The organism is Isoptericola sp. NPDC019571, assembly GCF_044389385.1.
Lineage (GTDB): Bacteria > Actinomycetota > Actinomycetes > Actinomycetales > Cellulomonadaceae > Isoptericola > Isoptericola nanjingensis.
In genome coordinates this window covers 1-11693 of record NZ_JBIRXZ010000004.1, presented here as the reverse complement: position 1 = coordinate 11693, position 11693 = coordinate 1, and the positions used below count along the sequence as shown (strand labels likewise).

The 11693-nt window shown below is 75.0% G+C and carries 13 protein-coding genes; 8 read left to right on the top strand and 5 right to left on the bottom strand.

Annotated elements, in window-relative coordinates; genetic code table 11:
• The first annotated feature begins 36 nt into the window (after nt 1-36).
• The 4 genes from ACH443_RS08230 to ACH443_RS08215 all read left to right on the top strand — a co-directional run bounded on the left by ACH443_RS08230 (nt 37) and on the right by ACH443_RS08215 (nt 3965).
• Nucleotides 37-576 carry a hypothetical protein gene (locus tag ACH443_RS08230; protein ID WP_430590013.1) on the top strand — a complete coding sequence of 180 codons (540 nt, stop codon included), beginning with the start codon at nt 37-39 and terminating at the stop codon, nt 574-576.
• A gap of 103 nt (nt 577-679) precedes the next feature.
• Entirely contained in the window at nt 680-2131 is a 1452-nt protein-coding gene (locus ACH443_RS08225; protein ID WP_430590012.1) for a basic amino acid/polyamine antiporter, read from the top strand.
• Between the two features lie 43 nt (nt 2132-2174).
• On the top strand, nt 2175-3443 hold the full coding sequence (locus tag ACH443_RS08220; protein WP_430590011.1) for an arginine deiminase: 1269 nt from the start codon (nt 2175-2177) through the stop codon (nt 3441-3443).
• A 57-nt stretch (nt 3444-3500) separates the two neighbouring features.
• Nucleotides 3501-3965, top strand: a complete 465-nt coding sequence (locus tag ACH443_RS08215) for a DUF2255 family protein (RefSeq protein ID WP_430555529.1) — start codon at nt 3501-3503, stop codon at nt 3963-3965.
• On the opposite strand, the gene ACH443_RS08210 is transcribed toward ACH443_RS08215, so the two are convergent.
• Together ACH443_RS08210 and ACH443_RS08205 are read right to left on the bottom strand one after the other, a co-directional pair.
• The gene (locus ACH443_RS08210; protein WP_430590010.1) at nt 3962-4651 is read right to left on the bottom strand and encodes an ABC transporter ATP-binding protein; all 690 of its coding nucleotides are present in this window, start codon (nt 4649-4651) and stop codon (nt 3962-3964) included. The genes ACH443_RS08215 and ACH443_RS08210 overlap by 4 nt on opposite strands.
• Nucleotides 4652-4686: 35 nt before the next feature.
• On the bottom strand, nt 4687-5784 hold the full coding sequence (locus ACH443_RS08205) for an ABC transporter permease (protein WP_430590009.1): 1098 nt from the start codon (nt 5782-5784) through the stop codon (nt 4687-4689).
• A 162-nt stretch (nt 5785-5946) separates the two neighbouring features.
• Here ACH443_RS08205 and ACH443_RS08200 point away from each other — a divergent pair, with 162 nt between their 5' ends.
• The 4 genes from ACH443_RS08200 to ACH443_RS08185 all read left to right on the top strand — a co-directional run bounded on the left by ACH443_RS08200 (nt 5947) and on the right by ACH443_RS08185 (nt 9510).
• Complete coding sequence (locus ACH443_RS08200) at nt 5947-7149, top strand: sensor histidine kinase (RefSeq protein WP_430590008.1); 1203 nt, start codon at nt 5947-5949, stop codon at nt 7147-7149.
• Nucleotides 7146-7781 (top strand): LuxR C-terminal-related transcriptional regulator, encoded by a 636-nt coding sequence (locus ACH443_RS08195; RefSeq protein ID WP_429762955.1) that lies wholly within the window; start codon nt 7146-7148, stop codon nt 7779-7781. Before ACH443_RS08200 ends, ACH443_RS08195 begins: the two co-directional genes overlap by 4 nt.
• 75 nt (nt 7782-7856) lie before the next feature.
• Entirely contained in the window at nt 7857-8897 is a 1041-nt protein-coding gene (locus ACH443_RS08190; RefSeq protein WP_430590007.1) for a S66 peptidase family protein, read from the top strand.
• Nucleotides 8898-9312: 415 nt separating this feature from the next.
• A complete protein-coding gene (locus ACH443_RS08185; RefSeq protein WP_430590006.1) occupies nt 9313-9510 on the top strand; it encodes a hypothetical protein in 198 nt (65 codons plus the stop codon).
• Between the two features lie 21 nt (nt 9511-9531).
• On the opposite strand, the gene ACH443_RS08180 is transcribed toward ACH443_RS08185, so the two are convergent.
• The 3 genes from ACH443_RS08180 to ACH443_RS08170 all read right to left on the bottom strand — a co-directional run bounded on the left by ACH443_RS08180 (nt 9532) and on the right by ACH443_RS08170 (nt 11487).
• Nucleotides 9532-10263: an anti-sigma factor domain-containing protein gene (locus ACH443_RS08180; RefSeq protein ID WP_430590005.1), complete on the bottom strand. Its 732-nt coding sequence runs from the start codon at nt 10261-10263 to the stop codon at nt 9532-9534.
• The gene (locus ACH443_RS08175) at nt 10247-10903 is read right to left on the bottom strand and encodes an RNA polymerase sigma factor (RefSeq protein ID WP_430590004.1); all 657 of its coding nucleotides are present in this window, start codon (nt 10901-10903) and stop codon (nt 10247-10249) included. Before ACH443_RS08175 ends, ACH443_RS08180 begins: the two co-directional genes overlap by 17 nt.
• 62 nt (nt 10904-10965) lie before the next feature.
• Nucleotides 10966-11487, bottom strand: coding sequence for a class F sortase (locus ACH443_RS08170; protein ID WP_430555523.1), 522 nt, complete (start codon nt 11485-11487; stop codon nt 10966-10968).
• Nucleotides 11488-11693 lie beyond the last annotated feature (206 nt).

Sequence of the window (11693 nt, the reverse complement as noted above, 5' to 3'; positions counted from 1 at the left end):
CATGTCAACAGCCGACCACGTGCCTACGGTGCACGCATGAGCCGAAGGTCCGACAGCCGCGAGCGCCGCCGGCGTCGTCGCGACCAGCTCACGCCGGACCAGCGCGCCGACCGGCTCAAGGAGCGCGTGTACGTCACGTTCGCGGCGCTGGCCGTGGTGCTGGCGCTCCGGGGCCACGTCGAGGGCCTCGTGCCCGGTCGGGCCGCGACCACGCTGGTCATCACCGTCGGCGGCACGCTCCTCGCCGTCTTCCTCGCCGACCTCGTGTCGCACGTCGTCGTGCACAACCACCTCCCGACGCGCGCCGAGAGCCGCCACATGGTGGGCGTGGTCTCGAGTGCCGGCGGCGTCGTCGTGCTGCCCCTCGTGTTCCTGGGGGCGGCCGCGAGCGGGGCGTGGACGACGGCGGGCGCGCTCACCGCCTCGACCTACGCGCTCGTCGCGAGCCTCGGCCTCGTCGGGTACGTGGCCGTGCGGCGCGCGGCGATCCCCACGTGGCAGAAGTGGCTCCTCCTGCTCGCCGAGGTGGTGCTCGGGGTCGTGGTCGTGGGCCTCGAGGTGCTCGCGCACGGCTGAGCGAGCCGTGGCGCCGCGCGCCCGGCCGACGCGCGGACCAGGCGCGACGGTGGAACGATCGGCCGCAGCACCCGGTGGGCCCGACCTCAGGAGGACACGAGTCATGGCGCCTCAGGACACCGCGACGTCGACGGGCAGTGCGACCACGAAGGTGTCGCTCCTGACCCTCACCGCGATGGTCGTCGGGTCGATGGTGGGGGCCGGGGTGTTCTCGCTGCCGCGCCGGTTCGCGCAGGAGACGGGCGTCATGGGCGCCCTCATCGCGTGGGTCGTCGCGGGCGCGGGCATGCTGATGCTCGCGTTCGTGTTCCAGCGGCTCGCGATGCGCAAGCCCGACCTCGACGCCGGCGTCTACGCGTACGCGAAGGCGGGCTTCGGCGAGTACACGGGCTTCTTCGCGGCCGCCGGCTACTGGGCCAGCGCGTGCGTCGGGAACGTCACCTACTGGGTGCTCATCATGTCGACGCTGGGCCAGTGGATCCCCGCCCTCGGCGCCGGGGACACGGTGCTCGCGCTCGCGCTGTCCACCGTCGGCCTGTGGCTGTTCTTCCTGCTGGTGCGGCGCGGCATCAAGGAGGCGACGGCGATCAACCGGATCGTCACCGTCGCCAAGGTCATCCCCATCATCGTCTTCGTCCTGCTGGCGCTGTTCGTCTTCGACCCCAGCGCGTTCGCGGAGAACTGGGGCGGCGCCGACTACGCGGGCTCCCTGTTCGACCAGGTGCGCGGCACCATGCTGGTGACGGTCTTCGTGTTCCTCGGCGTCGAGGGGGCGAGCGTCTACTCCCGGCACGCACGCCGGCGCGAGGACGTCGGCCGGGCCACGATCCTCGGCTTCGTGAGCGTGTTCGCCATCTTCGCGTCGGTGACGATCGTGTCGTACGGCATCATGCCGATGGCCGAGATCGCGGAGCTGCGGCAGCCGTCGATGGCGGGGGTGCTCGAGGCGGCGGTCGGCGAGTGGGGCAGCGTCTTCGTCGGCGTCGGCCTCATCATCTCCGTGCTCGGGGCGTACCTGGCGTGGACGCTCATGGCGGCGGAGGTGCTGTTCGTCGCCGCCAAGGACCGCGACATGCCGCGCTTCCTCACCCGGTCGACCGACCGCGACGTGCCCGTCAACGCGCTGCTGCTGAGCACGTCGCTGTCGCAGGTCGTGCTGATCCTCACGTACTTCTCCGAGGACGCGTTCGACTTCGCGCTCGACATGACCGCGGTCATGACGCTCATCCCGTTCCTGCTCGCCGCGCTCTACGCGGTGAAGCTGCGCGCCACGCGCGAGACCTACGACGGCGCGCCGCCGTCGACCCTGCGCGGGGACCTGGTGGTCACGGTCCTGGCGACGGTCTACACGGCCTTCCTCGTCTTCGCCGCGGGCCTGAGCCTCGTGCTGGTCTCGTTCCTCTTCTACGCGCCCGCGACGATCCTGTTCGTCATGACGCGGCGCGAGCAGGGGCGCAAGGTGTTCGCCCCCGCCGAGCTGGTGCTGTTCGTCGTCGTGGTCGCGATCGCCGTCCTCGCGGTGATCGGCCTCGCCGCCGGCTGGATCTCGATCTGACCGTCCCCGACCTCACCGTCCGTCCGACCGAAAGGTTCTCCCCATGACCACCGCACCGTCCGCGCAGCCCGCCGCCCCGGCCCACGGCGTCCACTCGGAGGTCGGCCGGCTGCGCAAGGTGCTGGTCTGCTCGCCCGGGCTCGCCCACGAGCGGCTCACCCCCACGAACTCCGACGACCTGCTGTTCGACGACGTCATGTGGGTGGAGTCCGCGCAGCGTGACCACCTGGACTTCGTCAACAAGCTCACCAACCGGGGCGTCGAGGTGGTCGAGCTGCACGACCTGCTGGCGCAGACGATGGCGATCCCCCAGGCGCGGTCCTGGCTGCTGGACCGCAAGGTGGTGCCGAACCAGGTGGGCCTGGGGCTCGTCGAGGGCACCCGGGCGTACCTGGACTCGCTGACCGACCGCGAGCTGTCGCGGTTCCTCGTCGGCGGGCTGTCGACCCACGACCTGCCCGAGGACTTCCGCAGCGACTACGTGAACCTGGCCCGCGAGTCGACCGGCACCCCCGAGTACCTGCTGCCGCCGCTGCCCAACACCCTGTACACGCGCGACACGACCTGCTGGATCTACGGCGGCCTCACGCTCAACCCGCTGTACTGGCCGGCGCGCAAGGACGAGACGCTGCTGATGAAGGCGATCTACTCCTTCCACCCGGACTACGTCGGCTCGCGGGTGTGGTGGGGCGACCCGGAGCAGGAGTGGGCGCAGGCCACGATCGAGGGCGGCGACGTCATGCCCGTCGGCAACGGCACGGTGCTCGTGGGCATGAGCGAGCGGACGTCGCGGCAGGGCATCACCCAGTTCGCCAAGGCGCTGTTCGAGGGCGGCGACGTCGAGCAGGTCGTCGTCGCGGGGATGCCGCGGCTGCGCGCGGCGATGCACCTGGACACCGTGTTCACGTTCGCCGACCGCGACCTCGTCACCGTCCACCCGACGATCGTCGACGGCATCCACGCCTTCACGCTCCGGCCGTCGGACGCGGAACCCGGCGTGGAGGTCACCGACGAGGGCGACACCCCGTTCGTCGACGTCGTCGCCCGGTCGCTCGGGCTGCCGAAGCTGCGCGTCGTGGAGACGGCGGGCGACGTGTACGCCTCCGAGCGCCAGCAGTGGGACTCCGGGAACAACGCCGTCGCCCTCGAGCCCGGCGTCGTCTTCACCTACGACCGCAACACCCTGACCAACGCGGCGCTGCGCCGTGCGGGCGTCGAGGTGATCACCATCGTCGGGGCCGAGCTGGGCCGTGGGCGCGGCGGCGGGCACTGCATGACCTGCCCGATCTCGCGGGACCCGATCGATTGGTGACCGACTGACCTGCGCGCGGGCGGAATACGCGTGGCCCAGGTCACTGTTCGACCCGTCGTGACCCTCCTGACGCGCGCCGCCGCCTTCCTCCACGAGCTCGACGTCCTCGAGGCCCTGGAGGCCGCGACCGCCGTGCAGGTGGTCCTCGCGCGCGAACCCGGCCGGCCGTGGCGCGGCTGGGTGGTGCAGCTGGGTCACGACCTGTACGTGCGTGCCGCGCCGGGCGCTGCCCTGGGCACCGCCGGTCGTGCTCACCTCCAGGTCGACGGCACCCGGCAGCCCGTGGTGCTCGCCGAGGTGGCCCCGGAGCTGCACGGGTTGCTCGACGACGCCTACCTGGCGAAGTACGGCCGGTGCGCGCCGGAGAAGGTCGGCGCGGTCACGTCCGACGTCGCCGCCGCCAGCACGTTCCGCGTCCGGCTCCGGCGCGCGACCTGGGGCGAGCGGATCGCCCAGGCCGTCGACGCCGGACGCCTCGCCCGGCGCGCGCGGCGTGCGCCGGAGCCCTGCCCGAGCTGCTAGGCGGGCTCGGCGACGCGTTCGAGGCGGGCGTCGAGCATCCGGACCGTGGTGTCGACGGTGGCGAGGGTCGACGCGTCGTGCGACACCAGCAGCGTCGCCGCACCGGTCTCACGGGCGAGGCCGGTGATGAGCTCCACCACCCGGGTGCCGCGCTCGTGGTCGAGCGCTGACGTCGGCTCGTCGACCAGCAGCACCTCGGGTCGGCCGACGAGGGCGCGCGCGATCGCGACGCGCTGCCGCTGACCGCCGGACAGCTGAGCGGGCCGCTTGCCCGCGTGGTCGGCCACGCCGACGGCGTCGAGCAGCTCCAGGGCCCGCGCCCGCACGCTCGACGGGCGGCGGCCCCGCAGGTGCGCGAGCAGCTCCAGTTGCTCCAGCGCGGTGAGCGAGCCCAGCAGCTGCGGCGACTGGAACACCATGCCGATGCGGTCCAGGCGCGCCCGGGTCGCGTCGGCGACGCTCGTGGTGGGCGTGAAGACGACGTCGTCGCCGATGCGGACCGCGCCGCGGGTGGGGTTCGTCAGCCCGGCGGCCACGGCCAGCAGGCTGGACTTGCCCGCCCCGGACGGGCCGAGCAGGGCTGTCGTCGTGCCGGCCGGGACGGCGAGGTCGACGTCGTCCACGGCGGTGAGCGTGCCGTCGCCGTCGGGGTAGACGAGGGTGATGCGGTCGAGGTGCAGGTCCATCGGGATCCTCCTGTGTGCCGTCTGTGCGAGCGATGTCAGCGCGCCGCGAGCGCGGCGTGCGGGTCGATGCGGGTGATGCGGGCGATCGAGACGGCGGCGCCCGCCAGGCCGAGCAGCACCAGGGCGGCGGCCGGCACCAGCGTCGTCGCGGCCGTCACGACCACCGGGACGACGTCCGGCAGCAGCGACGCCCCCGCGACCGTGAGGCCGGTGCCCACCGCCACGCCGCCGACCAGCAGCACCGCCGCCTGCCCGAGCGCGTCGCGCAGCAGGTAGCGTGTCGAGGCCCCGAGCGCCTTGAGCACCGCGACGTCGCCCGAGCGGCCGATCGTCCAGACGGTGAAGAACGCGCCCACCACCAGCGCGGAGATGACCAGCAGGAAAGCCTGCATCGTCGAGAGCGACGTGTTCTCGCCGGCGAACGACGCCACCGCCGAGCGTGCGTCCGACGTCGTGACCGTCGTCGTGCCGAGCGTGGCGTCCGCGCCGGCCAGGTCGGCGTCGGCGACTCCGTCGTCGGCCGTGGTGAGTGCGACGACGGTCGCGACGTCGTCGTCGCCGGTCGCGCCGCGCGCGCCGACCGCCTGCCAGTCGTCGAGCGTGGTCCACACGACCGGCGTGTGCGAGAACGACTCGTCGGCGTCGACCGTCGCGGCGACCGTGAGCTCGGCGCCGCCGAGCGTGACCGTGTCGCCGGTGCTCGCGCCGAGCGCGTCCGCCGCTCCGGGCGTGAGCACCACCGTGCCGGGGTCGACGTCGACCCCGCCCGGTACGAGGCCCGAGCCGTCCGTCACGCCCAGCGCGGTGACGGACGCCGTCGTGCTGTCCGAGCCGGCGCGCGTCGTCGCGAGGCCCAGCGGCTCGGCCGACTCCACGCCGGGCACGTCGGCCCAGCCCTCCCACTGGTCGCTCGTCACGCGGGACGCCGTGAACTCGGGGGAGTCGCCGGCGGTGGGCATCGAGAACGCGAGGTGGTCGGCGGGCAGGTCGGTGACCGCCGACGTCGACTCGCGGGCCAGGCCCGCCGTCAGGGACGCGAGGAACGTGACCAGGAGGGTGATCAGCACGATCACCACGGACATGAGGACGAAGCGGCCACGAGCGTGGCGCAGGTCGCGCAGGGCGACGAACACGGGAGGACCTCCGAGGTCGAGGGGACGGGGTTGACTCCAGCCTCTGTGGCACGCCGCCCGCGATCATCGGGACCCGGGGTGATCCTGCGGCGTCGAAGGGTGGCCCCCGCGCTCCACCTTTCGGACGATGCGCCGGCGCGCCGCGCGGCTACCGTGGATCGGGTGATCCACCGCCCCCAGCCGTCGGCGACGCGCGCCCTGATCCTGGGGCTCGACGTCCTGCTCGCGGCGCTCGCCGTGGTCGCCGTCGTGCAGGCCCCGCCCGGGCGGACGTGGCCGTCCGTCGTCGTGGCCGCGGTGCTCGTCGCCGTGTACGTCACCGGACGCCGGGCGGTGCGGGTGCACGACCGGGCCGTCGACACCCCGCGCGGCGCCTGGTGGCCGGACTCCGCGTGGATCGCCGCCCTCGTGGTCCCGTGGGTGGTGCTGCTGTGGCTCTCGCCCGCCGCCCTCTGGTTCGCCTTCCCGCTGATGATCCTGCAGATGCACGTGCTCGGGCCGCACCGCGGCGTCCTCGCCGTGGGTGTCACGACGGCGCTCGCCGTCGCCGAGGGCCTCCTGGTGCAGGCCGACGCCGACGACCCGTGGACCGGGTTCGTGCTCGGCCCCGTGCTGGGTGCCGCCGTGGCGGTGGGCGTCGTGCTGGGCATCGAGGCGTTCGTGCGCGAGTCGCAGACGCGGCAGCGGACCGTGGACGAGCTGACCCAGGTGCGCCAGCACCTCGCCCAGGCCGAGCGGGAGCGGGCCGTCACCGAGGAGCGGGCCCGCCTGGCGCGCGACATCCACGACACCCTCGCCCAGTCGCTGTCCGCGATCGAGCTGCTCCTGCGGGCCGCAGACGACGCCGTCGGCACCGACGACGCGAGGGCCCGAGACCTCGTCGGCCAGGCCCGCGGCGCCGTCCGCGACAGCCTCGCCGAGGCGCGCCGCGTCGTGCAGGACCTCACGCCGCCCGACCTCGACCGCACCACCCTCGTCGCCGCGCTGCGTCGTGTGGCCGCGCGGCAGCCGCTGGACGTGTCCGTGCGCACCGCCGGCGACGTCCGGCCCCTGCCCGTGCCCGTCGAGACGGCGCTGCTGCGCGTCGCCCAGTCCGCGCTCGCCAACGTGGCGCAGCACTCGGGTGCAGGTCGTGCCCGGCTCACGCTCACCTACGAGCGGGACACCGTCACCCTCGACGTCGTGGACGACGGTCGCGGCTTCGACCCGGAGGCCGTCGCGCGTGCCGCGGGGGCCACCGGGCGCGGCTTCGGGCTGCCGTCCGTCCGGTCGCGGGCGCAGGAGCTGGGTGGCACCGTCGCGCTCGAGACGTCGCCGGGCGCGGGCACCGCCCTGGCGGTCACGCTGCCGGTGGAGGTGCCATGATCGACGTCGTGCTCGCGGACGACCACCCCGTGGTGCGCGCCGGGCTGCGGGCCGTGGTGGACGGGCAGCCGGACATGCGCGTCGTGCACGAGACCGGCACCGCCGAGGACCTCCTCGCCTGGCTCGACGACGGCGGGCGGGCCGACGTCGTCCTGCTCGACCTGCGGTTCGGCGACGCCGGCCCGGGCGGGACCCGGCTCGGCGGCGCCGAGGCGACCGGCACCGTGGTGCACCGGCACGCGACGCCGGTGCTCGTCGTCACCACCTACGGCACGGACGCCGACATCCTCGCCGCCGTGGAGGCGGGGGCCACCGGCTACCTGCTCAAGGACGCGCCCACGGAGGAGCTGGCCCGCGCCATCCGCTCCGCCGCGGCGGGCGAGGTCACCCTCGGGGCCGACGTGCAGCGACGGCTCCTCGGCCGCATGCGGTCGCCGGGCGAGGCGCTCAGTGCCCGCGAGCTCGAGGTGCTGCGCCTCGTCACGGCCGGCCGCTCCAACGACGCCATCGCGCGCGAGCTCTTCGTCTCCGTCGCGACCGTGAAGTCCCACCTGGCGCACATCAACACCAAGCTGGGCACCCAGTCGCGCACCGAGGCCGCCGCCGTCGCCCGCGAGCGCGGGATGCTCTAGCGGCGCGTGCCGCGAGCGACTGCCAACAGCGGAATCCCGTTGCCCGGCGTCACCCGGCTCGGGCAGAGTCCGGCCATGACGATCCGCTACCCGCGCCCCCTCCGTCCCGGCGACACGATCGGCGTCACCGCGCCGTCGGCCGGCGTCGTCCCCGCCCTCCAGGAGCGGCTGCTGCACGCCGCCGACGTCGTGCGCGCGAAGGGCTACGACGTGCGCCTCGGCGAGACGCCCACGGGCGAGGGGATCGTCAGCGCGCCGGCGGAGGTGCGCGCGGCCGAGGTCACCGCGATGCTCACGGACCCGGCGGTGCGCGCCGTCGTGCCGCCGTGGGGCGGGGAGCTGGCGACGGACCTGCTGGGACGCCTCGACTGGGACGCCCTCGGCGCGGACCCGACGTGGCTGGTCGGGTTCTCGGACGTCTCGACCCTCATGCTGCCGCTGACGCTGCGCACCGGCGTCGCGACGCTGCACGGTCAGAACCTCATGGACACCCCCTACGACGTGCCGGAGGGCATCGTCGGCTGGTGGGACGTCGCCGCGTCGGCGCAGGACGGCGGGGCGCTGGCGCAGCGCTCGCCGCGCCGGTTCCGCTCGTCGGGCTGGGACGACTACGAGAACGAGCCGGAGGTGTCGACGTGGACGCTCGACGCCGCCGGCTCCTGGCTGCGGCTCGACGGCGAGGACCCGGGCGCGCCGGTCGACGTCCAGGGGCGGCTGATCGGCGGCTGCCTGGAGACCGTCTCGCTGCTCGCGGGCACGCCGTACGGCGACGTGGCCCGGTTCGCGGCGGAGCACGCGCCGGAGGGCCTGGTCGTGTACCTGGACATCCTCGAGTGGGAGGCGCTCGAGGTCGGCCGGGCCCTGTGGGCGATGCGGCACGCGGGCTGGTTCGACGCGGCGCGCGCGGTGCTGGTGAGCCGCACGCACGCGCCGGACTCGGACGGCTTCACCCAGCGCGACGCCGTCCGGGACGCGCTGGGCGACCTGGGGATCCCGCTGCTCGCGGACGTCGAGTGCGGGCACGTGCCGCCGTACCTCGCCCTGGTGAACGGTGCGCTCGCGCGCGTGCAGCACGGGCCCGAGGAGTCGGTGATCACCCAGCGGCTCGTGCCATGACCCTCACGCTGCTCGGCGACCACCGCGACCACCCCAGCCACCGGGAGCTCGACGCCCTCGTGCCGCGCCTCGCGGACGAGCTCGGCATCGAGGCCGAGCGGGTGCCCACCGACGCGCCGTTCGACGTGCGCGCCTACGACGGGATCTGGCTCGTCCCCGGCCCGCTCGTGAGCCCGTCGCCCCGGGGAGACGATCGGATCGACGGTGCGACGGGGGAGGGCAGGATGGGCGGCGATGACGAGCCCGGCGCGTCGGCGGCGTTCGCGGCGCTGCTGCGCGACTGGGATGCCGCGATCGTGGCCAACGGCGCGCCGGCGATCGACCGGTTCCTCGACCCGGGCTGGACCCTCGTCGGGACGGACGGCGCGGTGCAGGACCGTGCCGGCTTCCTCGGCCTCGTGGCATCGGGGAGCTGGTGCACACCCGGATGTCGGCGGAGCTGGTGTCGGTGCGCGTGCACGACGGCGTCGCGGTCACGCTGGCCCGCGGTGTCTCCGCAGGCGCGTGGCGCGGGGCGCCGTTCCGGGACGAGGAGTGGTCGGTGGACACGTTCGTGCGGCAGGGCTCCGGGTGGCGCTGCGTCCATACCGTCGTGGTGCCGGCGTCTCGGTAGGGGCCGGGGGCGCCGTCAGGTTCAGGTCGCGAGCGAGCCGCGGACCACCGAGTCGCTGGAGTGCGCGGGGTCGCCGTCGAGGGGCTCCTCCGAGACGTCCACCACGGAGTATGCGGCGAGGTCGAGCCCCTCCGGGACGTCGAACCGTCCTTCGCCGCTCTCGAGCACACCGAGGCTCACCAGACCGCTGACGTCGGGCGTGAGCAGCCACACCTCCCGGTACGTCCCCTCGGGCGCGGGGGCGTCGACCGAGACGACGATCTCGCGGCGCCCGTCCGCCGTGGTGCGCAGCACCGCCTCGCCCGAGGACCCCGCCCAGTCGGGCAGCGGGTCGAGCGTCGCGCTGGCGACCGTCGTCTCCGCCGGCTCGAGGGTGCGCCGTTCCCACAGGACGCCGCCGACGAGCCCGAGGACCAGGGCCGTGCACGCCGCGACGAGAGCGGGCACCCAGGAGCGTCGCGCCCGCCGGGTCGCGAGCTGGTCGGTCACCGGGGCGGGGGCCTGGTCCGGGGGCTGGCTCGCGGGCACGTCCCCGAGCCCCAGCTCCGCGTGGACGCGCGCCCAGACCTCCGGGCCCGGGGGGACCAGCTCGGGCGCGGTGCCCGGAGCGCGCATGCGGGCGGACACCCGCTCCAGGTCCCGCACCGTCGCGGCGCAGGCAGGGCAGCCGGCGAGGTGGTCGCGCTGCGCCGGGTCGAGCACGTCCTCGCCGAGCGCGCAGAGCGCGAGCGTCTCGTCATCGATGTGCGGCACCGTCCACCTCCAATCGGTCGCGCAGCCGGATCAGGCTTCGTCGGACGTGACTCTTGACGGTACCGAGCGGCAGGTCGAGCTCCTGGGCGATCTGGACGTGGGTCAGGCCCCGGAAGAACGCGAGGCGCAGGATGGTCCCGGCGGGGTCGCCGAGCATCCGGAGCTCGTCGTCGAGGACGATCCTGTCGGCCACCTCGTCGACCGGTGACTCGGCGGGCGGTCCGCCCGGCGCGGCCTGGCGGACGGCGTCCTGGGACCGCCGCGCCCGGGCACGGGCCTCGTGGGCGTCCGCGACGGCGTGCCGGGTGATCCCGACCAGCCACGCCGGGAGCCTGGACCGCTCGGGGTCGTAGCGGTGCCGTCCGCGCCACGCCGAGACGAAGACCTGCTGCGTGACGTCCTCCGCGTCGGCGCGCGAGCCCAGCGACCGGAGCGCGATCGTGTGCACCAGCGCCGACCACTGCCGGAAGGCCTCCGCGAGCGCGGCCTCGTCGCCGTCGGCGAACCGTCGCCCCAGGCGCTGCACGTCGAGACCCGCGTCGTCGAGACCCGCGTCGTCGAGCTCGGCGTCGTCGCGCTTCAGGGCGTGTCCTCGAAGTGGGTCAGCGGCCGCGGCAGACGGTCGACCGCGGTGGGGCACGGCCGATCGTACGGCCGCCGGGGTGGGCGGGCCACCGGGTCGGGGAGCGCTGCGAGGCGCCCTCATCCCCGGAGGACCGCGGTCACCACGACGTTCTCCGTGTACGACCGGGCGCGGGCGTCCCACGCGCCGCCGCACGTCACCAGGACGAGGCGGGGTGGACCCCCCCGGTCGAAGACGTCGTCCGGGACGAGCGTGGTCTTCGCCGTGGCCTCGGTCCGTTCCACTGTGTAGGTGTAGGTGCTGCCGTCCGCCGTGCGTACGCGGGCGGTGGCACCGGGTTCGGCGGCCGCGAGGCGGGCGAAGGGGCCCACCTTCTCGGCGTCGTCGACGTGCGCGGCGACGACCGTCGCGCCACCGTCGCTGGCGGGCGCCGCCCCGAACCGGTACCAGCCGGCGACGTCGGCGGAGCCCGGTAGGTCCATCCGGCCCCGGTCGTCCACGCCGACGGCGCGGACGCGGACGTCGATGCCCAGCGCGGGAACCTCGACACGGGTCGGCGCCGGCGGGGCCGGCGGGGGGACGTCGCGCGCCGGCCGGACGGGCGCGAGGGCGACGGCCGGGGTGGGCGGGGCCTCGGGCACCGCCGCCGTCGTGTCGGCCGCCTGCGGGGGTGCGTCCGGCGTTGCGGCCGGCCGGTACGCGCTGGGGCCCGGGGCACAGGCGGACAGGGCGAGCGCGAGCGCGACCGCCGTGGTGGGGGGGGGGGGGGGGGCCCCCCCCCCCCCCCCCCCCGCGCCGGGGGGGGGCCCCCCCCGGGGGGCGGAAAAAGGCGGGGGGGGGGAGAGGT